Genomic DNA, 21,697 nt, shown 5'->3' with positions numbered 1-21,697 from the left:
AAGGGGTCAGGGATGACAGCAGGAATCGACGGGTCGCCCGCGGTGCGACCGCAGGACGATCTGTACCGGTTCGTGAACGGTGCGTGGCTGGCGGAGCACGAGATTCCCGCGGACAAGGCGATCCACGGCGCGTTCCACGCGCTCTGGGACACCGCCGAGCAGGACGTCCGCGCGATCGTCGAGAAGACCGCCGCCGCCGGGCACGCCGAGGGCAGCGAGCCGCGGAAGATCGCCGACCTCTACAGCAGCTTCATGGACACCGAGACGATCGAGCGGCTGGGCGCCGGGCCGATCGCCGGCCAGTTGGAGCTGGTGCAGGGCGTGACCGACGTCGCCGGGCTGGTCTCGGTGCTCGGGCAGCTCGAGCTGCAGGGCGTCCCGGGCGTCTTCCACTACTGGGTCGACGCGGACGCGAAGCAGTCCGACCAGAACATCGTGCTCCTGACCCAGGGCGGCCTCAGCCTGCCCGACGAGTCCTACTACCGCGAGGACAGCTTCGCCGAGATCCGTACGGCGTACGTCGCGCACGTGGCGAAGCTGCTCGACCTGGCCGGCCTGCCGGACTCGAGCGGTGCCGCGGAGCGGATCCTCGAGCTGGAGACCCGGATCGCCGGCGCGCACTGGGACCGCGTGAAGGAGCGGGACGTCCAGCTGACCTACAACAAGCTCGACCGGGCCGGGCTGGACGCGCTGACACCGGGCTTCGACTGGGCGACCTGGCTGACCGGTGCCGGCGTACCGGAAAGCGCGTTCGCGGAGGTCGTGGTCCGCGAGCCGGACTTCCTGACCGCCGCGGCGGCCGCGCTGCAGGAGGTCGACGTCGACCGCTGGAAGGAGTGGCTGAGCTGGCGGATCGTGCACAGCGCCGCGCCGCTGCTGAGCCAGGTCTTCGTCGACGAGAACTTTGCCTTCTACGGCAAGACGCTGACCGGTGCGCCCGAGCTCCGCGAGCGCTGGAAGCGTGCGGTCGGCGCGGTCGAGTCCGCGCTCGGTGAGGCGCTCGGCAAGCTGTACGTCGCGGAGCACTTCCCGCCGGACGCCAAGGCCCGCATGGTCGAGCTCGTGCAGAACCTGGTCGCCGCGTACCGGCAGCGGATCGAGGCGCTGGACTGGATGGGTCCGGACACCCGGCAGCGCGCACTGGAGAAGCTCGGCACCTTCGTACCGAAGATCGGGTATCCGGACGAGTGGAAGGACTACTCGGCGCTCGAGATCGACCCGGCCGACCTGTTCGGCAACGTCCGCCGCTCGGTCGCGGTGGAGACCGCGCGGGACCTGGACAAGCTCGGCAAGCCGGTCGACCGCAACGAGTGGCGGATGACGCCGCAGACCGTGAACGCGTACTACAACCCCCGGATGAACGAGATCGTCTTCCCGGCCGGCATCCTGCAGCCGCCGTTCTTCGGGCTGGACGCCGACGACGCCACGAACTACGGCGCGATCGGCGCGGTGATCGGTCACGAGATCGGGCACGGGTTCGACGACCAGGGCTCGCGCTACGACGCCGACGGCAACCTGAACGACTGGTGGACCGACGCCGACCGCAAGGCTTTCGAGCAGCGCACCGACAAGCTCGTCGCGCAGTACGACGCTCTCGAGCCGGCCGAGACTCCCGGCCAGAAGGTGAACGGCAAGCTCACCCTCGGCGAGAACATCGGCGACCTCGGCGGCCTCTCGATCGCGTACGTCGCCTACCAGCTCTCCCTGGACGGCACCGAGCCGGACGACGAACTGCAGGCCGGCGCCGAACGCTTCTTCGCTGCCTGGGCGCACGCCTGGGCCACCAAGACCCGCCCCGAAGAAGCCGCCCGCCGCCTCACCATCGACCCGCACTCCCCACCCGAGTTCCGCTGCAACGCAGTAGTCAAGAACATCGACGCCTTCCACAACACCTACAAAACAACCCCCACCGACACCATGTGGCTGGACCCCAACGCCCGAGTCCGCATCTGGTAACCCTCCGCCCGGCCACCTGCCCGCCCATCCGAGCAGGCGGAACGGTCGAGGGGTGATCGTGGGCCTGATCGTCATCGCGGGTGGCGATCAGGCGCGTAGGGCGGCGACGCTTCTGAGTAGGCCGACGTGCTCGAGCGACGTGAGGACGTCATCGACACTGCCTGGAGGGTTCTGCCAGGCGTCGGCCATCCGCTGCACTTGGGCGTACACGGACTGCTGGTTCAGGTCGATGAGATCGAGCATGAAGTCGTCAGCACTACGAGCCTCGATGTTCCACGGCAGCAGTTGCGCCCGCGGGAAGTCCTTCAGATTCTCGGTCACGATCACTTGTGCACGCGCCTTGACGGCCGCGGCGAGGACATGCCGGTCGTCGGGATCCGGTAGGTCCAGAACCTCGATGAGCGGCTCGTAACCAGTGACCCGGACGTCCCGGATCGCTCGGTTCATCAACTGGCGCGTCCGATCGAGTTTGGCCGGATCGAGATCGGGTCTGACGCGCTTCAGGCTTCGGAAGGTCTCGTCGAGGATCTTGTCGGTCCACTTCGCCTCGACAAGACCGGCTTGCGCGACGCGGATCAGTAGATCGCGCAGGCTGTTGGGGTAGAGGACGTTGGCGTCGTAGATGACGATGAACGACACGTCAGTACAGGCCCATGTTTCGGTTGAGCTCGGTCAACTCGTCGGCGACCTCGCGACGGTCTTGGTCGTCCTTGCGCTTGTAGTCCATCAAGGAGTCGGCTCGGACGCGTCGATGGGTGCCTACCCTGCGGTACTCGATCGCGCCGGCGTCCAAAAGGCCAATGAGATAAGGACGAGAGACGTTCAGGATGGATGCCGCCTGCTGGGTTGTCAGCTCGGCATGCGCGGGGACAACTGAGACGGCTTGGCCGGCGGCCATGTGTGCGAGGACCTTGGCCAAGAGTTCCATGGCGCTGCGCGGAACAGTCAAGGTGTCGTCTGGGTCGCCGCCGACCAGCACACGAATGTCGCTCTCTTCGGCGTGGTTGACCAAGTAGCGCTTGACTCTCCGCATGGCGATCTCTGCGGAATGAATCTGAGTGGCGTCCGGCTGCGCGCCTGCGGGTTCTGCGGTGCTCATGGCTGACTCCTCCTGACATCTGAAGTATCCGCAATAAACGCAGCAAACGCAACTGGTGGATGCCCTGTCGGGTGGCCGCAGGGCTGCAGGGCTGTCGCGGTTAGGGGTTAGTGGGGTGTGAGGGAAGGTGTTGGTGGGGTCGTAGGTTTGTTTGAGGTGGTGGAGGCGGGTGAGTTTGGCGGGGGTGTAGGCGCGGTGGACTGCGGTCGGGTCGTTGTCGGCGATGGTGTTGACGTAGGTGCCGCTGGTGTAGGGCTCGAGGGCGGCGGCGTAGGTTCGGGCTGCGCTGATTCGGGCGGCGTCCTCGGTGGGGTCGGTCCAGTCGTCGCCGGTGGTGAACTCGACGAGTGCGTCGCGATGGCTGTACGCCGTCTCGTCGTCCGGTACGTCGCCGATCGCGCCGCCGTTCAGCGTCAGCCGTGCTCCCGGATTGTTGTCCCAGGCAAGGAACGCGTCGATGGCGGCGTCCGGCAGGGAGCGCAGGTAGTGGCCCTTGCAGTAGCGGCGTAGTGCGTGCCGTTCCTGGTCGTCCGACTGGGTCTGAAGCTCCAGGTAGCTGAGCTCCCGGATCCGCCGTGCCACCGGTTTGCCGATGCCTTCGTACGACGCCATCAGCCGACGTCCCTCTTCAACATCCCCGACCCACACATACCCGACGCTCGCCATCGGCCGCCCGCCGTACTCGTTCCACTGCCCGACCCGCGCCACCGAGGTCGCCTGCCGTGGCGTGTCCGCGAACAAGTCCCGCCAGCCACGCAATGCCGTACCGGCATCGTCCAGGTCGTAGAACAGGTCCACGGTCAACGCCTGAGTCCCCACCGGATGCAGCCGGAACTCGAACGCGGTCACCACCCCGAAAGCCCCGCCGCCACCACGCAGTCCCCAGAAGAGGTCCGGGTGCTCGTTCGCGCTGACCCGTAGTACCTCCCCGTCCGCGGTGACCAGCTCGTACGACGCAACGTTGTCGCAGCTCAGTCCGTACGCACGCGCCAGCCAGCCGACTCCGCCGCCCAGGGTGAGTCCGCCCACGCCCGTGTGCGAGACGTTGCCGGCCGTGGTCGCCAGCCCGTACCGCTGGCTCGCGACGTCCAAGGCGCCCAGCAACGCACCCCCGCCCACGCGAGCCCGGCGGCTGACCGGATCGACCTGCACGGAGTTCATCGCGGACAGGTCGAGCAGCAAACCGTCCTCCACTACCGGCAGCCCGAGGAAGCTGTGCCCGCCGCACCGGACGCCGATCTCCAGCCCTGCCTCTCGGCCGTAGCGCAGCGCCGCGACCACGTCCGCCGTACTCGCGCAGCGCGCAATCAGCGCCGGCCGCCGATCCACCATCGCGTTCCAGACGGACCGGTCGGAGTCGTACTCCGAGTCGCAAGGCCGGATCAGGCGCCCGTCGAAGGCCGTGATCGTCATCGCAGGCCGCCCACAACTGGAGCCAGGACCGCGCGGATCGACGAGCGGCGGAACCAGGCGATCACGCTTGCCACCAGGAGGTAGACGATCGGAATCGCCGGCGACGCGCCCAGAGCGATCAGGTTGGTCAGGCTCGCGCCCACCAGCAACAGCGTCAGCCCGAGCGCGGCGAGACCGCACAGGCGCGGGATCAGGAGGCCGATCGCTCCGGCCAGTTCCAGTACGCCGACCACGTACCGCAACCACTGGCCGACGCCGACCTCGTTGAACAGGTCGACCATCACCGGGTCACCCGACAGCTTCGGCAGCGCCGCCATCACGAACTGCGACGCCAGCAGGACCTGCACCACCCACAACACCACGACGCCCGGCCGGACCCTGCGCGTCGTCGTCATCGCTGTACTCATCGCTACCTCCGAGAGAGTTGTTCTGGTACGACGACCTTCGCGCCGGCGACCCGCGCGCCACATCCGTACTGACCACGGATCCACCACGGAGAGCCCACGGATCGGTCATGATGGGGCGCGTGAACGAGGTGTCCGCACGGGAGGCCGAGGTACTGGAGGCGGTGGCCGAGCACCGGTCGAACGCACAGATCGCCCATGCCCTGCACATCTCGGTCCGTACGGTCGAGAGTCACGTCTCGTCCTTGCTCCGCAAGTACGGCGTCACCGACCGCCGAGAACTGGCCGACCTGATCGCACTCGAAGCGCCGCGCGGGGAGCGTCCGGGCGTGGGTAGGGAGCGTCCGGTCGTTGGTGGGTTGCCTGTTGGGCGGACTGCTTTTGTTGGGCGTGCAGGTGAGGCGGCGGGCTTGCGAGAGGCGCTTGGCCGGTCGCGGTTGGTGACGCTGCTCGGTCCGGGCGGCATGGGGAAGACCCGCCTCGCCGCGATGGTGGCGGGCGAGTTGGCCATGACCGGTGCGTTCGTGGATCTGGTGCCGGTGCGGGAAGGCCTCGTCACCCGGGCCGTCGCGACCGCGTTCGGGCTGAGCGAACGTCCGCCGCAAAGCCTGCAACAGGTCCTGATCGAACACCTGCAGCAGGACCGATCACTCCTGGTCCTCGACAACTGCGAGCACCTGGTCGACGAGGTCGCCGTACTCACGGAACAACTGCTCAGCACCTGCCCCGAGCTGACCGTTCTCGCCACCAGCCGCGAGCGCCTCGGCGTACCGTCCGAGACGACCGTCCTCCTGCCGCCGCTCGACGCCGCGACCGAGCTGTTCACCGACCGGGCGCGCGCGGTCGCCCCCGACTTCACTGCTCCCGACGAGGTCCTCGCGGAGATCTGCGCGCGGCTCGACGGCATGCCGCTGGCGATCGAACTCGCCGCGGCCCGGATCGGCTCGCTCGGAGCGGACGGCCTGCAGGCGGCGCTCGACGACCGGCTCCGGCTCCTCGCGGGCGGGCGTGGTGTGGACGTACGCCACCGATCGCTGGCCGCCGTGATCGGCTGGAGCCACGATCTGCTGGACGAACAGGAGCGGCTGCTGTTGCGACGGCTCGCGATCTACGTCGGAGGGTTCGACCTGGACGCCGCCAGCGCGACCAGCCCGGAGTTCGGGCGGGGCGAGGTGGCGGATCTGCTCGGGCGGCTGACCGACAAGAGCCTCGCCGTACGTCGGGGCTCGCGCTGGAGGTTGCTCGAGACGATCCGCGAGTTCGCCCGCGACCAACTGACCAACGACGAACTGTCCACCGCGCAAGACCGCTGCCTCCACTGGGCCGCCACCGCCGCCGCCACTCTGGAAGCCCAACTCGACGACACCGTGCTCGGTGGGAAGGAGTGGTGGGGGATTTATGACGCGGTGGCGGGCGATCTGCGGGCTGCGTTGGCGGCGACGGGGGCAGTTGCTGATCCCGTCGCGCATCGGTTGGCGCGGTCGCTCGGTCATCTGGGCTTTGCACGGCGGGAGTTTCAGGAGTCGGTCGGTTACTACCGGTCGGCGGCCGAACGCGCCGCCGACGGGGTCAGCGCTGCGCTGGATCTGCGCTCGGCAGCCGATGCCACCCTCGCGATCTCGGACGCCGAGACAGGGGTCCAGCTGCTCCTCGACGCCGCCGACCGCGCCGTTGCTGATGGCAACGTTCGGGCGACGATGCTGGCGCTGGCCGTGATCGCGGTGAACAGGTACCCGACCGGATCCCTGTACGACGTGCCGTCAGCACGCAGCGCACACCTGCTCGAGCAGGCCCTGGAGTGCGCACAACCCGGTGACTCGCAGGTGTCCGCCCTGCTCGCGACCGCCAAGGCGTGGGAGTACGGAAAGCGGCGCATCGGTGCTGATCCCGAGCTCGCCCAGCAAGCCGTCGAAGCAGCGCGGCGAACGGGTGACCCGGTCCTGATCGCGGGCGCTCTCGACGCATCGACGGTCGCGGCCGGGAACGCGGGCCGGCTGCGCGACGCGCGCTCGTACGCAGTGGAAAGGATGCGGCTGGTCGGCCCGCTGCCGCGGCACGAGCCGTACGCGGCGGCCGAGATCATCGACGCGTTCCACGTCGCGCCGACGACGGCGACCGCGGTCGGTGACCTGCCCGCGGCGCGTGCTGCGATCGGTGTGCCGGACGATCCGGTCGGCGATCATCCGTACATCTCGCTGCCGCGGCTGATCCGCGTCTCCGCGCTCACCGGCGAGTTCGACACCTGCGTGGAGCACGCGGACGCACTCTGGCAGCGCTGGCAACGCGCCGGCGCACCGCCGATCGAGTGGATGTCGTCCGCATTGTCGGCGGCCGCGATGGTGCACGGTCTGCGCGACGACGGCCTGTTCGACGTCTGGCAGTCACGATCGCTCGAGGTGGCGAGGTCCGCGGTCCCCGAGGACGCCCCGTGGTTGGCCGCCCCGTACGCCTTTGCTCAAGCCCGCGTTGCCATCCACCTGATCGACACCAACCGGCCAACTACCGCTGAGCGGGCCGATGTCGTGCGGCGGGGGTTTGAAAGGTTTGCGGAGGGGTGGTGGGCGCCGTACGCGCGGGCCGCCGCGGCGGAGCTTGCCGTACTGGCGGACCTGCCCGATGCGCCGGCGTTGCTCGCGGCCACTGAGCAGGACGCCGCGGAGAACGACTGGGGCGCCGCCTGCCGCACTCGTGCCACAGCACGCTCCACCGGAGACCTCGACGCGATCCTGGCCGCCGCCGAAGCCTTCGAACGTATCGGCGCCCGCTTCGAACGAGCCGCCACGCTCGCCCTGCACCCAGCCCACGCCGCCGAGGCCCGCGCCGAACTCACAGCCCTGCGGGTGGCCGTTCCGTAGCGAATCAGGACGCCATCCAGGCTTGGATGGCTTCGGGGGTGCGGGGCATCGCGTCGGAGAGGTTCTCCGGGGTGCCGTCCGTGATCAGGATGTCGTCCTCGATGCGGATGCCGATGCCGCGCAGGTCCTCGGGGACGGTCAGGTCGTCGGACTGGAAGTACAGGCCGGGCTCGACGGTGAGGACGTACCCGGGCTTCACGGTGCCCTGGCGGTAGGTCTCGTTGCGGGCGGCGGCGCAGTCGTGGACGTCAAGGCCGAGCATGTGGCTGACGCCGTGCAGCGTGTAGCGCTGGTACAGGCGGCTCTCCGGGTCGAGCGCCTCCTCGGCGGACACCGGCAGCAGCTCCATCGCGTCCAGACCGTGGACGATGACCTCCATCGCCGCCTCGTGCCCGGCGCGGAAGGCGGCACCGGGGGTGAGCGCCGCGATGCCGGCGTTCTGCGCGTCGAGAACGAGTTGGTACAGGTCGCGCTGGCGCGGCGTGAACTCGCCGTTCACCGGCAGCGTACGGGTGATGTCCGCGGTGTACAGCTGCCGGTTCTCGACGCCCATGTCGAGCAGCATCAGCGTGCCGTCGGTCACCGGGCCGTCGTTCTCGATCCAGTGCAGCGTGGTCGCGTGCGCACCGGCCGCGGCGATCGAGCTGTAGCCGACGTCGTTCCCCTCGGCCCGCGCGCGGCGCCAGAACGTGCCCTCGATCCAGCGTTCGCCGTACTGCCGGACCTTCTCCATCTCGGCGAGGACGTCGGAGAATCCGCGGTGCGTGATCGCGACCGCGTCCCGGAGCTGGTCGAGCTCGTACGCATCCTTGACCAGCCGCAGCTCGGACAGCACCGACGACAGCTCGTGGTCCTTCGGGTCCTCGGTCCGGGCGCCGCTCAGCAGCGAGGCGATCGAGGCGTCCTCGTCGCGCCGGACGCGGGTCGGTACGTCACCCTTCAACGCGTCGGCCAGCTGGTCGACGTGCCGGGTCTCGATGCCGAACTCCTTGGCGGTCTCGGTCAGCGACGGACGCCGGCCGGCCCACAGCTCGCCGTACATCCGGTCGCGCCAGAACTCCTCGCCCTGCGAACGGTCGGCGCGCGGGCGGAAGTACAGCACGGAGTCGTGGCCGGTGGTGCCGTTCGGCTCGAGCACCAGGACCGCGTCCGAGGTCTGGTTGCCGGTCAGCCACACGTAGTCGGTGTGCGGGCGGAAGACGTAGTCGGTGTCGTTCGAACGGACCTTGTACGTACCGGCCGGGATCACGAGCCGCTCGCCGGGGAACGCCTGCGACAGCGCGTCGCGCCGCTTGGCCGCCCACACGCCGACGTCGCTCAGCGACAGGTCGTGCCGCTCGGAGTCGGCCCAGCCCGAGTTCATGAAGGCCCGCAGCTTCGCGCTCGGCTGATTGTCGTGCGACGCCGTCTTCGGCGCGGTGTTCTCGGCAGCGTTCTCGGTCATCGGCGACCAGTCCTCATCTCGCTACGGGTGCAGTTGGTCCCCACGCAGCGTTCCGGTGTCAGGAAGCGCCTCCGCGGGGTCGGAGCCGATGCGGGTGATCGCATTGTGCTCGTCCACGAAGACTACGCTCGGTTCGAAGACCTTGGCCTCGGCGGTGTCGAAGGTCCCGTAGGCGATCAGGATCACCAGGTCACCCGGGTGGATCAGGTGCGCCGCGGCCCCGTTGATGCCGACGATCCCGGACCCGCGCGGTCCCTCGATCAGGTACGTCGACAGCCGCTGACCGTTGGTGATGTCGACGATGTCGACCTTCTCGCCCGGCAGCAGGTCGGCCGCCGCCATCAGGTCCGCGTCCAGCGTGCACGACCCGACGTAGTCCAGGTCCGCCTGCGTGACCGTCGCCCGGTGCACCTTCGACTTCATCATCTCGCGCCACATGGCGGGAATGATCTCGTCGTACCCGGCCCGGTGTCAGTGGTGGCGGTCACCTTGCGATCAGTTCGCTCTCGCGTGGCGCGTCCCGTCGCAGCGCGTCGCCCTCGACGTCGACCGTGGGGAGCAGGCGGTCGAGCCAGCGCGGGAGGTACCAGGCGCGGCGGCCGAGCAGGGCCATCACGGCGGGTACGACGGTCATCCGCACCACGAACGCGTCGATGGCGACTGCGAGCGCGAGGCCGAAGCCCATCTCCCGGATCAGCGCCTGCCCGGACAGGATGAACCCGGAGAAGACCGCGGTCATGATCACCGCCGCCGCCGTCACCACCCGGGCGCCGTGCGCGAAGCCGTCGACGACCGCGTCCCGCGCCGCCGCGCCGTGCACGTGTTCCTCGCGCATCCGGGTCACCAGGAAGATCTGGTAGTCCATCGCGAGCCCGAACACCACCCCGATCAGGAAGATCGGCAGCATGCTGATCACCGGCCCGGTCTGCCCCGCCACCCCGAACAGACCCGCGAACCAGCCCCACTGGAACACCGCGACCACCGCACCGAACGTCGCCGCCACGGTGAGCAGGAACCCGAGCGTCGCCTTCAACGGTACGAGTACCGACCGGAACACCAGCATCAGCAACAGGTATGCGAGCCCGACGATCAGGGCCAGGTACGGCGCCAGTGCGCCACCGAGCTTGTCCGAGATGTCGATGCTGATCGCGGTCGCACCGGTGACGGCGACGTCGGTGCCGTCCAGATCGGGCAGCGCACGGATCGCCTGCACCAGATCGTGGGTCTGCGTCGTACTCGGGCCGCTGGCCGGGATCACGGTCAGCAGCGCGGTGTTGCCGGCCGGGTTGAAGCGCGGCGGGCCGACCATCGTGACATCGGCGAGGCCGCGGATCGCCGTTGCGGTGCTGGTCGCCGCTGCCTGCGGATTCGGCGCGGCGCCCGCGTCGACCACGACCATCAGCGGACCGTTGAAGCCGGGACCGAAACCTTCGGAGAGCAGGTCGTACGCCTTGCGCTGCGTGGAATCCGGCGCCGCCGTACTGTCGTCAGGCAGCCCGAGCTTCAGGTCGGTCGTCGGGATCGCGAGCACGCCGAGGCCGATCACGGTCACCAGGAGGACGGCCAGCGGCCGCCGCGTGACGAACCCCGCCCAGCGCCGCCCGAGCGCCGGACGCTCCGCAACAGGCTGTCCCGGGCGAGTGAACACGCGCCGGCCGGGATTGCCGACGCGGCGACCGGCGAAGCCCAGGAGGGCAGGCAGAAGGGTGAGGGCAATGCCTACCGCGATGACGACGGTGAAGGCGGCCGCCAGACCCATCTGAGTGAGGAACGGGATGTCGACGACGAACAGGCCGGTGAGTGCGATCACCACCGTCAGCCCCGCGAACACCACCGCCGATCCGGCGGTTCCCACGGCACGTCCGGCGGCTTCCTCCGGCTCGAGGCCGGAGCGCAGCTCGTGCCGGTACCGGGACATGATGAACAGCGCGTAGTCGATCGACACCGCGAGTCCGATCATCAGCGCGAGGATCGGCGTCCCGGATCCGATGTCCACGAACCCGCTCAGCGCCGTGATCGCGGTCGCCCCGATCCCCACCCCGATGATTGCCGACAGCAACGGCAGTCCGGCCGCGATCAGCGAACCGAACGTGATCAGCAGCACGACGGCCGCCACCCCGAGCCCGATCACCTCGGTCAGCTGCTGCCCGTCCTGCGGTTGCAGCGCGTCCCCGCCGTACTCGACGGTGAGCCCCGCCGCGCGGGCCGGTTCGATGGCCGCGTCCACCGCCTCCTTGGCCTCGGGCGTGACATCGGCCGCGCCGACGTCGTACGTCACCTGGGCGTATCCGGTGCGGCCGTCCGCGGAGACCGCCTTCGCGCTGAACGGGTCCAGGACCCGCGCGACCTGTGGCGCGGCCGCGATCCGGTCGAGGGTCTGCCGGACCTGTGGCGAGTCGGTGAGCTTCTGGCCGGCCGGTGCCTGGAAGACGATCCGGGCGGTCGCGTCGTCGGCGCCGGCCTGCGGGAAGCGCTCGTTGAGCAGGTCCGCGGCCCGCTGCGACTCGGTGCCGGGGATCGAGAACCCGTTGGCGGTCGGGCCGGACAGTGTGGCCGCGCCCGCGATCCCGGCGGCGAGCAGCCCGAGCCAGATCAGGACGACGAACCGGCGCCGGCGGAAGGCGAGGCGGCCGAGGCGGTAGAGATACGTAGCCATGCGGCTGATGCTTCCGGCGACCGGTCGTCGCGCGCGTCCGCCGCCCGCAGGCTTCTCGCCGTACCGCGCTCGCCGTACCGACTACCGCGCTTGCGGTACGCCGGGCCGCACCAGGCCGGTCTGGTACGCCAGGACGACGAGTTGTGCGCGGTCGCGGCAGTCGAGCTTCACCATCGCGCGGTTGACGTGGGTCTTCGCCGTCGACGGGGACAGCACCAGCCGTTCGGCGATCTCGTCGTTGGACAGGCCGAGCGCGACCAGGCCGACGATCTCGCGCTCGCGGTCGGTGAGCACGTCCAGCACCGTGGGACCGACCGGCTGACCGGGGCTGGGCTCGGCGAGGAAGCGGTTGATCAGGCCGCGCACCGCCTTCGGGGACAGCAGCGCCTCGCCGCGCGCGACCACCCGGATCGCGTCGATCAGCTCGGCGGGCTCGACGCTCTTGCCGAGGAAGCCGCTGGCGCCGGACCGGATCGCCTCGAACACGTACTCGTCCACCTCGAACGTGGTCAGGATCAGCACCTTCACGCCCGCGAGCGACTCGTCCGCGGTGATCATCCGGGTCGCCGCGAGCCCGTCGACCTCGGGCATCCGGATGTCCATCAGCACCACGTCGGCCCGCTCGGACCGGGCGAGCTCGACCGCGTCCCGGCCGTTCGACGCCTCAGCAACGACCTGCAGATCGGGCGCTGAGCCCACCAGCACCCGGAACCCGCTCCGGATCAGCGTCTGGTCGTCCGCCAGCAGCACCCTGATCGTCACCCGCATCTCCCGTCTCCAGAGGAAGCACAGCCCGGACGGAGAACCCGCCCGCGCTCTGCGGTCCGGCATCGAGCGTCCCGCCGACCGCCGTGACCCGTTCACGCATACCGGTGAGGCCGTGGCCGCCCAGATGGCCGGCGGCCGGTGACGTACCTCCTGAGTCCGACACCTCGACCGACAACGACCCCACCTCCCAGCAGATGCTCACCCGAGCGGCCGCACCAGGGGCGTGTTTGAGCACGTTGGTGAGTGACTCTTGGACGACGCGGTACGCCGTGAGCTCCACAACGTCCGGCAGCACGCCCGGCGCCGCAGGTGGTGTCCACTCGACCTGTACGCCGGCCGCCGTGAAGGACCGGATCAGCGCATCCAGCTCATGCAGGGACGGCGTAGGTGCTGTCGGTAACGGAGAGCCAGAGCGACGGAGGACGCCGAGAAGGACAGTCAGCTCCTGCAGCACCGTACGGCCGCCGGAACGGACCAGGGCGAGCGCTCGCTCCGCCTCGTCCGGTTGAGAACGCAGTACGTGGGCTGCCACGCCGGACTGCACGTTCATGAGAGCGATGTGGTGCGCTATGACGTCGTGGAGTTCGTGAGCGATCCGCAGCCGCTCCTCCATCACCCGGCGCTGCGCCTCCTCGTCCCTCGACTGTTCAGCCTGTACGGCGCGCTCTTCCAGCTCACGCAGGTACGCGCGCCGGTACTGCGTCGCCTCACCGATCGCTGCGCCGATCAGCACGACCAGCCCGTTCACGAGGTTCGCGAACAGTTCCCCGTCCGTATAGACCGCGGCCGCGACCACCGTCACGGCCACCACACTGACAATCGCGGCGGCCCTCGTACGCCGTTCTGTCCGTTGCACCACCGTGTACGCGGCACAGGCCATGAAGAGCCCGATCGGGCTCTTCGCCTGCTGCGTGATCGTGTACGTGATGCCGACGATCGTGGTGAGACACAGCGAGCTGATCGGCATCCGCCGGCGCAGCACCATGAACAGGGCACCCGCGATGATCAGCAACGACCCGGAAAGCGTCAGGGCGTGCCCGTTGCGCCGCTGCCCCAGCGCGGCGCCGTTGGCCAGCAGGATGCCGAACGCCAGGACGCCGTCGAGCAGCAGCGGGGGCACCCGGAGGTCCCGCCACCACCGTGACAGTGCGTCCATGACTTCACAGTACGTGGCCGCCCCGAACCCCGCGTCGTCCTCCAGCCGTATCCGCCGAGTACCGCGAACGCAGTACTAAATGGATGACGCCTGGACTGCTAGCTCTCGCAGGGACTCGTAGCGCGTCCTCAGGTCAGCGAGACGCGACACGTCCTCGGCGGCCGGCGTCAGGTGCTCACCACCGGCCTCTGGCGACAGGCCGAGCGCCACGGCTGCGGCTCCACGCGCCCCGACCTCGGGCTCCGCGCAGACCGTGGTCGGACGGGCGAACGTCGCGGTGAGGCAGCGGCGCCACCACTCCGACGCGTCGATCCCGCCACCGCCCAGTACGACCTCCAGCTCCTGCCCGAAGAGCTTGTCGAGCTGCCGCAGGCCACGATCGATCTCCAGCGAGGCGCCCTGCAGCGCGGCCGCGAGCAGGTCCGCGGAGCTGTCGTCGAAGGAGAGCCCGAAGTACACGCCCGAACCACCTGGCACGGTCGCGGGCGGTCTGGTGCCGGCCATGAACGGGATCGCGATCGCATGCGTCCCGCCGATCTCCACGCCGAGCGGCTCGTCGGACTCCAGCCGCAGTACGCCGGTGAGCCACGCGTGCAGGTTCCCGGCGGCGGAGAACGCCATGCCGGTCACGGCGCGCTTGTCGTCGACCCGGTACCGCCACAGCTCCCACGGCAGCTCCGGTGCGTTCTCGATCGGGTGCACGACCCGTACGGCTGCAGACGTACCGACCGTCACGGCGGCGGTGCCTGCGTCGTACCCACCGGTACCTACGTTCGACGCGGCACCGTCACCGGTCGGAGGATGCACCGGTACGCCGACCAGGCCGGGCCAGCGACGGGCGTACTCGGCGGACAGCGTGCCCGTCCAGCCGGTCGGCACGATCTGCGGCAGCCGGTCGGCCGTCACACCAGCGATCTCGAGCGCCTCGTCGTCGTACGCGCCGCCGGCGAGGTCGAGTGTTCCGGTCCCGGACGCGATCGAGACCGACGTGACGCGCTCGCCGGTGAGCCGCTCGAGCACGAGATCGGGGAGCCCGGCGAACTGCTCCGGGGACCCCGAGGACAGCAGCCACGGGATCCGGCGCGTCCAGTACAGCCGGTGCAGCCAGGTGCCGGTCCGGGCGTGGAACGCCTGCTCGTCGAACGACGCGCCGAGGCCGTGGTCGATCGCGCGGGTGTCCGCCCAGGTGATGACGGGCGTCTGCGCGACACCCTTGTTGTCCAGGGCAACGATCGAGTGCCACTGCGAGGACAGCACGATCGCGCCGATGCCGTCCAGGTGACCGTTCTGCTCGAGCTCGTCCAGGCAGCTCAGGAGTCCCTCGACGTACTCGTGCAGGTCGAGCGTCGCGGACCCGTCGTGCCCGTACGTCGGCGCGATCTTGTGCCGGGCCAGCGCGCCCGGGATCGGCGCGGCGTCGCTCTCGGAGAGCACGAGTGCGCGCGCGGACGACGTACCGAGGTCGAGGGCGAGTACGCGCCCGTCATTCTTCGTCATGCAGTGCCTTCAGGAAGGTCTGGGCCCAGATGTTGACGTCGTGCGCGGCGAGGTGCTTGCGCATCGCCTTCATCCGGCGGCCGAGTTGTCGTTCGTCGGTGTTCATCGCATCGACGATGGTGTCCTTCATACCGTTGATGTCGTGCGGGTTCACCAGGAAAGCCTGCCGGAACTCGTCCGCCGCGCCCGCGAACTCGCTCAGTACGAGCGCGCCGGTGTCGTCGTACCGGCAGGCGACGAACTCCTTGGCGACCAGGTTCATGCCGTCGCGCAGCGGGGTCACCACCGCCACGTCGGCCGCCCGGAACAGTGCGGCCATCTCGGTCCGCGAGTACGACGTGTGCAGGTAGTTGATCGCCGGCGTACCGATCCGACCGTGCTCACCGTTGATCCGGCCGACGAGCAGCTCGATCTCGTCGCGGAGCACGCGGTACTGCTCGACGCGCTCGCGGGACGGCGTCGCCACCTGGATGAAGACGGCGTCGTCCACCGACACCCGCTTCTCGTCCAGGAGCTCGCCGAACGCCCGCATCCGCTGCCGGATGCCCTTGGTGTAGTCCAGCCGGTCCACCCCGAGCAGGACGTGCTGCGGGTTGCCGACCTCCTGACGCATCTCGGCCGCGCGGGCCGTGGTCTCGGGCTGCCGGGCCAGCGTCTCCAGTTCGCCGACGTCGATCGAGATCGGGAACGCCTTCGCGCGGACGATCCGGTCGTCGGGCAGGTGGATCCGGTCGCCGCGGGTCCGCAGGCCCATCCGGTTGCGGGCCAGGCGGGCGAAGTTCGACGCGGCGCCGGGCCGCTGGAAGCCGACCAGGTCCGCGCCCATCAGCCCGTCCAGGATCTGCCGCCGCCACGGCATCTGCGCGAACAGCTCGGTCGGCGGGAACGGGATGTGCAGGAAGAACCCGATCCGTACGTCCGGACGCAGCCGCCGGAGCATCGCCGGAACCAGTTGGAGCTGGTAGTCGTGCACCCAGACGTCGGCGTTGTCGTCGGCGGCCTCCGCGGCAGCCTCCGCGAACCGGCGGTTCACCGCGACGTACGACTCCCACCACTCGCGGTGGAACTCCGGCGGCACGATGACGTCGTGGTACAGCGGCCAGAGCGTGGCGTTCGAGAAGCCCTCGTAGTACAGCTGGACGTCCTCGGCGCTGAGCATCACCGGGACCAGGTGCATGCCGTCGTTGTCGAACGGGTCGACCTTCTCGTCGGCGCTGCCGGTCCAGCCGATCCAGGCGCCGTGGTGGCGCTGCATCACCGGCGCCAGCGCGGTCACGAGTCCACCCGGGCTGCGGCGCCAGGCCGTACTGCCGTCGGGCATCTCGATCCGGTCGACCGGCAGCCGGTTGGCCACCACTACGAAGGAACTCCTACCGTTCGGCGCTGTAGACATGGTTGGCGTCATCCACTCAGGTCGTCGTCGTCACCGGGGTAGCGGACCCCGATCTGGCTCCGGGTCTCGTCGAGGAGATCGAGAATCTCGAGGGTGGCGGCGTGGGGGAGGTCAGGGACCTCGAGCAACCCCGCGCGCAGCGTCTGCATCACTGCGCTTGCCTCGTAGTGGTACCCACGGCCATGCGTCGGTACGTCGATCCGCTCCGCTCCGGAAGCGGTCGTGCGCACGTAGTACTCGGGATGGTGGAAGCGGTGCGGGAGCGTCAGGTTGCCGTCCGGGCCGCTGATCGACGCGACCCACGGGTTCTGCGAACGCAGGCCGCAGGTCAGCGCGGCGACCGCGCCGGAGTCGTACCGCCAGGCCATCGCGACGTTCAGGTCGACGCCGTCGTCGTTCAGGGAGCCGACTGCCTTCACCTCCGCCGGGCGGCCGAGCGCCATGTGCGCGAACGTCATCGGATAGATGCCGCCGTCCATCAGCGAGCCTCCACCGAGCGCCGGGTCGAGCAGGCGAACCGGCAATGAAGCTTTGTAGAACGCGAAATCCGCAACCACCTGCTGTGGTTGACCGATCACGCCGCGGCGCAGGTCGACGAAAAGCGCCTGGACGACCGGATCCGTACGCATCCACATCGCTTCCGCGAACAGCGTCCGGTGCTCTGCGGCCACGGCGATCAGGTCCCGAGCCTGCTTGGCGGTCAGCGTGACGGGCTTCTCGCACAGCACGGCGATGCCGGCCTGCAAAGCCGTCCGGGCGATCGCGTAGTGCTGTGGATGCGGCGTGCCGATGTAGATCACGTCGACCTCGCCGGAATCGATCAGCCGGCGGTAGTCGTCGTACGCGTGCGGGATGCCGAACCGGGCGGCGAACTTGTCCGCGCTCTCCTGCGAACGGGAGGCGACCGCGGTCACCGCGGCGTCGTCGGTCAGCAGCCCCAGGTCCTCGGTGAACTGGGTCGAAATGTTGCCGGTCGCAACAATTCCCCACCTGACGCGATCTATGCCCACTGGGTGAACTCCGGGGTCGGGAACGGTCCGTCTGCAGCGATTCTCGCGGTTTCGAAGGCGTGAGCCAAGCGAATGAGCGTGACCTCACTCCGCGCAGTACCGCTGATCGTCAGCCCGACCGGCAGCCCGGAGACCAGGCCGGACGGGACCGAGAGCAGCGGATAGCCGGCCAGGGCGGCATGTGAGGACGAGCTGCCGAGCACGTGGTCGCCGTTCACCAGGTCGATCGACCAGGCCGGTGAGTACGACGGGCTGACCAGGGCGTCGAGCTGGTTGTCGCGGAGCAGGTTGTCGATGCCGTCCCGGCCGGCGCGGAGCGCGGCCAGGCGGGCAGCGACGTACACGGGAGAGTCAAGGCCGTCTGTGGCCGCGGCGCGTTCGAATAGGTCCTGTCCGAACCACTGCAGCTCCTGGTCTGCATGCGCGTTGTTGAACGCGATGAGGTCGTCAAGCGTGCGGGGACCGCCAGGGACGCGGGTAGCGAGGTACGCGGCCAGGTCGACCTTCAACTCGTGTGACAGCACCTGGAGCTGGTCCTCGTCACCACCTGGTGTCGGCAACGACAGGTGGTCGACGAGAGTCGCTCCACACTGACTGAGCAGCTCCAGTGCGTGCTCGGTGACCTGGTCGAGTCCCTTGGAGTAACCCCACAGTGGCCCACGCGGTACGCCGATGCGCACGTTGCTGAGGTCCGTGCCGCGACAGGCCTCCCGGTAGTCCGTTTGGCTGCCGGTGAGGACGGTGAGCAAGGTCGCGGCCTGCTCGACCGTGCGCGTCATCGGTCCGGCGGTGTCCTGGGAGTGCGAGATCGGGACGATGCCGCGCTGCGGGATCAGTCCGACGGTGGGCTTGAGGCCGACGACGCCGTTCAGGGCGGCGGGGCAAACGATTGATCCGTTGGTCTCGGTGCCGATCGCGTACTCCGCGAGGCCGGCCGCGATCGCTGCGCCGGAGCCGGAGGAGGAGCCGCCGGGTGAGCGGTTCAGTGCGTACGGGTTGCGGGTGAGGCCGCCGTACGCGCTCCAGCCGGACGAGGACGCCGAGCCGCGGAAGTTCGCCCATTCGCTCAGGTTGGTCTTGCCCAGGATCACGCAGCCCGCGTCGCGCAACCGGCGTACCAGCGGCGCGTCCTCCGGCGGAGGGGGCTGGTCGGCCAGCGCGAGCGAACCGGCCGTGGTGGGCAGGTCGGCGGTGTCGATGTTGTCCTTCACGAGCACCGGTACGCCGTGCAGTGGCCCGCGGACGCGACCCTCGTCACGCTCGGTGTCGAGGCGAGCGGCCTCGGTGAGCGCGTCGGGGTTCGGCGTACAGATGGCGTTGACCAACGGGTCCACCTCGCGAGCCCGCCCCTGCAGCTCCTCCACCAGCGCGGCTGCGCTGAATTGCGTCCCCACCCCACCACCCCGGTCAGATCTGGATTCCGTCCCCGCCCCACCGCCACGGTCAGGCCGGCTTGAGCTCACCTTCACGATCCTGCCAGAGTTGAACCCGTCCGGCTGCCGAGTCAGCGACACGCTTCGTGTCGGTCCTCGGTGAATGACATTGCTGTTGTTCAACACGTACAGTGGCTGGCGGACGGACGATCACCGACCGCACAGGAGTCAGCAGCAGATGGACAGCGCCAATGCCAGCTCTTCCGGCCCCGCCGAAGCAGCATTGCCGGCCGTCGACGGGCTCTCCGAGCGTGACGGGCAGATCCTTGCCTTCGAGCGGCACTGGTGGAAGTACGCCGGCGCCAAGGAGCAGGCGATCCGCGACCAGTTCCAGATGTCCGCGACCCGGTACTACCAGGTCCTGAACGCGCTCATCGACCGGCCCGAGGCCCTCGCGCACGACCCGCTGCTGGTCAAGCGTTTGCGCCGCCTCCGGGCCGCCCGTCAGCGCGCCCGCTCCGCACGCCGACTGGGCATCGAGGTCTGACCATGTCCCGCCGCCTCAGGGCGTGCCCTACTGCCCCACGCCCTCGGGGCGAGCAGGGGCAGGTGCTCTCGTCCCTCGTCGCGGTGGCTGCCGTGGTGGCGATCGTGGCCGGCCTGCTGGTGCTGTTCGGGACCCGGGGACACGACAGCGAGGCCGACGAGAAGCCGGCCGCCGCGACCTCCCCGTCGGCGAAGCCCTCGTCGGGGCCGTCGACCGTGGGCGCCAGCATCCCGCGGCCGTCCGAGAAGTCTTCTGAGAAGCCGACCGAGCAGCCGCCCAGCGAGACGCCGCCGCCGGAGCCGACCGAGCAGCCGACCAAGGCCCCGTCGAGCACCGAGCCGACGCAGCCGCCCAAGGCCACTGAGACCACCGGCCACCCGACCCAGCCGGTGACGATCCCGGTGGAAGAACGCCCGGCGATCGAGGTCTACAACAACACCCCGCGCAAGGGCCTCGCCGACACGGTCGCGGGCCGGGCGCGGCAGGCCGGCTGGACCGTCGCCGGGTCGCCGGACAACTGGCACGGCAAGGTCGCGGAGAGCACGGTGTACTACCCGCCGGGCATGCTCGACGCCGCGAACCAGCTCGCCCACGACATCGGTGTCGGGCGCAGCAAGGGTGCGCTCGACAACATGAAGAAGGACCGCCTGACCGTGATCCTGACCACGGATTACGCAGGATGAACAGTCCGGTCATCGAGACCGACGCAGGACACGAAGGCTGGAACGCCATCGTGTCCGACCCCGCATCAGCGGTGATCGCCTCGGACTTCGACGGCGTACTGTCCCCACTGGTCGAGGACCCCGCACGGTCCCGCCCGGTCGATGGCGCTCTGGACGCGCTGGCCCGGCTGGCCGCGTCCGTGAATCAGGTCGCGATCGTCACCGGCCGGCCCGCGCTGATCGCGACCGAACTGTCCGGCGTCAGCGGGCACCCCCGCCTCGGGCGTCTCGTCGTGCTCGGGCACTACGGCCTGGAGCGGTGGGATGCGGCGACCGGCAAAGTGACGAGTGCCGCGGTTCCGGAAGGTGTCGCGACGGCCCGGGATCGGTTGCCCGGTCTGCTCCAGGAGGCCGGCGTACCGGATGCGTTCGTGGAGGACAAGGACAGCTCGTTGGCCGTACACACCCGTCGGCTGGAGGATCCGGCCGGCGCGTTCGCGCTGCTCCGTGGGCCGTTGACCGCACTGGCCGAGGAGACCGAGCTGCGGCTGGAGCCCGGCAACCTGGTGCTCGAGCTGCGACCGCCCGGCATCGACAAGGGTGTCGCGATCAGCAGCCTGCTCGAGTCGACCGGCGCGCGTTCGATCCTGTACGCCGGCGACGACCTGGGCGATCTGGCCGCGTTCCGGGCGATCCAGGCACAGCGCGACGCCGGGCTGGCTGCCGTACTGCTCGCGACCCGCTCGTCGAACGCGACCGAGCTGATCGACGCCGCAGACGTCGTGGTCGACGACCCGAGCGGCGTGGTGACCGTCCTCACGGCCCTTTCGGACGCGATCGCAGCCCGCTGAACGCCTGCGTCACGGTCTTGCCGATTGGCTGCACCGGACGCTCGACGTACCCACCGTCCTTGAGATTCGCGAGCCGCTCGAACGGGTTCCGCGACGCCGGATCGCCGGTGAGCACGAACGAGATCACCACCCCGACGACGTACAGCGGCAGCATCGGCAACCCGATCAGGCAGAAGTACTGCCACGAATGCCGCTCCTCGTGCCGCACCAGCCGGTCATCGTCGAAGTACGACCGCTCGTGCTTGCTCAGCACCACGTTCCCGATCGTGAACGCCCCCGCCACCGGAAACCCCAGCCGATACCCGTTCCCGAACACCAGCCCCCGAGGCCCCAAGCTGAACCGGGCCCGCCCCAACATCCCCACACAAACCCCAGCCACCGTGGACAGATTGAGCAAATTCCCCACAACCTTCACCCACTGCCAGGCGGTCATGTCCTTCAGTGTGCCGTAACGACAGGAGGTAGTCCTGTTCTCGCGATTCACGCTCAGCCGTCCAGGCGTGCAGGGTGCCCGCCGAGGGGACTGTCAAACGAACGGTGTAACTCGGGTTGAAGAGGGTTAGTTGCGTCCGGTGGTGAGGCGGCCGTCGAAGGCGATCTCGAAGGCGTTGAG

18 protein-coding genes are annotated in these 21,697 nt (G+C 69.4%); 5 read left to right on the top strand and 13 right to left on the bottom strand.

All coding sequences use genetic code 11. The annotated features are described in order from the left end of the window. Positions 1 to 12: 12 nt before the first annotated feature. Positions 13 to 1,956, top strand: a complete 1,944-nt coding sequence (locus tag ACGFI6_RS28290; protein ID WP_393123750.1) for a M13 family metallopeptidase — start codon at positions 13 to 15, stop codon at positions 1,954 to 1,956. Positions 1,957 to 2,043: 87 nt separating this feature from the next. Here ACGFI6_RS28290 and ACGFI6_RS28285 read toward each other — a convergent pair whose 3' ends face one another. Genes ACGFI6_RS28285 through ACGFI6_RS28275 form a run of 3 tightly spaced genes read right to left on the bottom strand, consistent with a single transcriptional unit; the run spans position 2,044 to position 4,875 of the window. Further along, on the bottom strand, positions 2,044 to 2,595 hold the full coding sequence (locus ACGFI6_RS28285) for a putative toxin-antitoxin system toxin component, PIN family (RefSeq protein WP_393123748.1): 552 nt from the start codon (positions 2,593 to 2,595) through the stop codon (positions 2,044 to 2,046). Between the two features lies 1 nt (position 2,596). After that, positions 2,597 to 4,468: an FAD-binding protein gene (locus ACGFI6_RS28280; protein ID WP_393123746.1), complete on the bottom strand. Its 1,872-nt coding sequence runs from the start codon at positions 4,466 to 4,468 to the stop codon at positions 2,597 to 2,599. Beyond that, entirely contained in the window at positions 4,465 to 4,875 is a 411-nt protein-coding gene (locus ACGFI6_RS28275) for a DoxX family protein (RefSeq protein WP_393123744.1), read from the bottom strand. The genes ACGFI6_RS28280 and ACGFI6_RS28275 overlap by 4 nt, the downstream gene beginning before the upstream one ends. A 107-nt stretch (positions 4,876 to 4,982) precedes the next feature. Here ACGFI6_RS28275 and ACGFI6_RS28270 point away from each other — a divergent pair, with 107 nt between their 5' ends. Beyond that, a complete protein-coding gene (locus ACGFI6_RS28270) occupies positions 4,983 to 7,727 on the top strand; it encodes an ATP-binding protein (RefSeq protein WP_393123742.1) in 2,745 nt (914 codons plus the stop codon). A 4-nt stretch (positions 7,728 to 7,731) separates the two neighbouring features. Here the strand turns inward: ACGFI6_RS28270 and ACGFI6_RS28265 are convergent, their stop codons facing one another. The 9 genes from ACGFI6_RS28265 to ACGFI6_RS28225 form a co-directional block, all read right to left on the bottom strand. Beyond that, positions 7,732 to 9,171, bottom strand: coding sequence for an aminopeptidase P family protein (locus ACGFI6_RS28265; protein ID WP_393123740.1), 1,440 nt, complete (start codon positions 9,169 to 9,171; stop codon positions 7,732 to 7,734). A gap of 21 nt (positions 9,172 to 9,192) precedes the next feature. After that, the gene (gene panD, locus ACGFI6_RS28260) at positions 9,193 to 9,609 is read right to left on the bottom strand and encodes an aspartate 1-decarboxylase (RefSeq protein WP_393123738.1); all 417 of its coding nucleotides are present in this window, start codon (positions 9,607 to 9,609) and stop codon (positions 9,193 to 9,195) included. Between the two features lie 46 nt (positions 9,610 to 9,655). Beyond that, positions 9,656 to 11,827, bottom strand: coding sequence for an MMPL family transporter (locus ACGFI6_RS28255; RefSeq protein WP_393123736.1), 2,172 nt, complete (start codon positions 11,825 to 11,827; stop codon positions 9,656 to 9,658). A gap of 81 nt (positions 11,828 to 11,908) precedes the next feature. Further along, positions 11,909 to 12,595: a response regulator gene (locus tag ACGFI6_RS28250; RefSeq protein WP_393123734.1), complete on the bottom strand. Its 687-nt coding sequence runs from the start codon at positions 12,593 to 12,595 to the stop codon at positions 11,909 to 11,911. Next, positions 12,492 to 13,751 (bottom strand): sensor histidine kinase, encoded by a 1,260-nt coding sequence (locus ACGFI6_RS28245; protein WP_393123732.1) that lies wholly within the window; start codon positions 13,749 to 13,751, stop codon positions 12,492 to 12,494. Before ACGFI6_RS28245 ends, ACGFI6_RS28250 begins: the two co-directional genes overlap by 104 nt. A gap of 75 nt (positions 13,752 to 13,826) precedes the next feature. Next, positions 13,827 to 15,248: an FGGY family carbohydrate kinase gene (locus tag ACGFI6_RS28240; RefSeq protein ID WP_393123730.1), complete on the bottom strand. Its 1,422-nt coding sequence runs from the start codon at positions 15,246 to 15,248 to the stop codon at positions 13,827 to 13,829. Continuing rightward, on the bottom strand, positions 15,235 to 16,641 hold the full coding sequence (locus tag ACGFI6_RS28235) for a trehalose-6-phosphate synthase (protein WP_393123728.1): 1,407 nt from the start codon (positions 16,639 to 16,641) through the stop codon (positions 15,235 to 15,237). Before ACGFI6_RS28235 ends, ACGFI6_RS28240 begins: the two co-directional genes overlap by 14 nt. Before the next feature lie 8 nt (positions 16,642 to 16,649). Then, entirely contained in the window at positions 16,650 to 17,651 is a 1,002-nt protein-coding gene (locus ACGFI6_RS28230; protein WP_393123726.1) for a Gfo/Idh/MocA family protein, read from the bottom strand. Further along, positions 17,642 to 19,045 (bottom strand): amidase, encoded by a 1,404-nt coding sequence (locus ACGFI6_RS28225; RefSeq protein WP_393123724.1) that lies wholly within the window; start codon positions 19,043 to 19,045, stop codon positions 17,642 to 17,644. Before ACGFI6_RS28225 ends, ACGFI6_RS28230 begins: the two co-directional genes overlap by 10 nt. A gap of 217 nt (positions 19,046 to 19,262) precedes the next feature. Here ACGFI6_RS28225 and ACGFI6_RS28220 point away from each other — a divergent pair, with 217 nt between their 5' ends. From ACGFI6_RS28220 to otsB, 3 genes are all read left to right on the top strand, one after another. Next, the gene (locus ACGFI6_RS28220; protein WP_393123722.1) at positions 19,263 to 19,571 is read left to right on the top strand and encodes a DUF3263 domain-containing protein; all 309 of its coding nucleotides are present in this window, start codon (positions 19,263 to 19,265) and stop codon (positions 19,569 to 19,571) included. 62 nt (positions 19,572 to 19,633) lie between these two features. Further along, a complete protein-coding gene (locus ACGFI6_RS28215; protein WP_393123720.1) occupies positions 19,634 to 20,254 on the top strand; it encodes a LytR C-terminal domain-containing protein in 621 nt (206 codons plus the stop codon). Then, positions 20,251 to 21,084 carry a trehalose-phosphatase gene (gene otsB, locus ACGFI6_RS28210; protein ID WP_393123718.1) on the top strand — a complete coding sequence of 278 codons (834 nt, stop codon included), beginning with the start codon at positions 20,251 to 20,253 and terminating at the stop codon, positions 21,082 to 21,084. The genes ACGFI6_RS28215 and otsB overlap by 4 nt, the downstream gene beginning before the upstream one ends. Here otsB and ACGFI6_RS28205 read toward each other — a convergent pair. After that, the gene (locus ACGFI6_RS28205) at positions 21,050 to 21,367 is read right to left on the bottom strand and encodes a hypothetical protein (RefSeq protein ID WP_393123716.1); all 318 of its coding nucleotides are present in this window, start codon (positions 21,365 to 21,367) and stop codon (positions 21,050 to 21,052) included. The two genes, otsB and ACGFI6_RS28205, sit on opposite strands and share 35 nt — an antisense overlap. Positions 21,368 to 21,697: the final 330 nt, after the last annotated feature.

Source organism: Kribbella sp. NPDC048928 (genome assembly GCF_043197975.1).
Lineage (GTDB): Bacteria > Actinomycetota > Actinomycetes > Propionibacteriales > Kribbellaceae > Kribbella.
Note: the sequence above shows the minus strand (reverse complement) of the source record. Positions and strands in the feature narration are given on the sequence as shown.

What these genes read in the sequence shown, in the direction of transcription:
- ACGFI6_RS28240 (WP_393123730.1), bottom strand. Translation starts at nt 15,248, where the DNA reads ATGACGAAGAATGACGGGCGCGTACTCGCCCTCGACCTCGGTACGTCG.
- ACGFI6_RS28245 (WP_393123732.1), bottom strand. Translation starts at nt 13,751, where the DNA reads ATGGACGCACTGTCACGGTGGTGGCGGGACCTCCGGGTGCCCCCGCTG.
- otsB (WP_393123718.1), top strand. Translation starts at nt 20,251, where the DNA reads ATGAACAGTCCGGTCATCGAGACCGACGCAGGACACGAAGGCTGGAAC.
- ACGFI6_RS28290 (WP_393123750.1), top strand. Translation starts at nt 13, where the DNA reads ATGACAGCAGGAATCGACGGGTCGCCCGCGGTGCGACCGCAGGACGAT.
- ACGFI6_RS28280 (WP_393123746.1), bottom strand. Translation starts at nt 4,468, where the DNA reads ATGACGATCACGGCCTTCGACGGGCGCCTGATCCGGCCTTGCGACTCG.
- panD (WP_393123738.1), bottom strand. Translation starts at nt 9,609, where the DNA reads ATGTGGCGCGAGATGATGAAGTCGAAGGTGCACCGGGCGACGGTCACG.
- ACGFI6_RS28265 (WP_393123740.1), bottom strand. Translation starts at nt 9,171, where the DNA reads ATGACCGAGAACGCTGCCGAGAACACCGCGCCGAAGACGGCGTCGCAC.
- ACGFI6_RS28255 (WP_393123736.1), bottom strand. Translation starts at nt 11,827, where the DNA reads ATGGCTACGTATCTCTACCGCCTCGGCCGCCTCGCCTTCCGCCGGCGC.
- ACGFI6_RS28275 (WP_393123744.1), bottom strand. Translation starts at nt 4,875, where the DNA reads ATGAGTACAGCGATGACGACGACGCGCAGGGTCCGGCCGGGCGTCGTG.
- ACGFI6_RS28235 (WP_393123728.1), bottom strand. Translation starts at nt 16,641, where the DNA reads ATGTCTACAGCGCCGAACGGTAGGAGTTCCTTCGTAGTGGTGGCCAAC.
- ACGFI6_RS28270 (WP_393123742.1), top strand. Translation starts at nt 4,983, where the DNA reads ATGATGGGGCGCGTGAACGAGGTGTCCGCACGGGAGGCCGAGGTACTG.
- ACGFI6_RS28250 (WP_393123734.1), bottom strand. Translation starts at nt 12,595, where the DNA reads ATGCGGGTGACGATCAGGGTGCTGCTGGCGGACGACCAGACGCTGATC.
- ACGFI6_RS28220 (WP_393123722.1), top strand. Translation starts at nt 19,263, where the DNA reads ATGGACAGCGCCAATGCCAGCTCTTCCGGCCCCGCCGAAGCAGCATTG.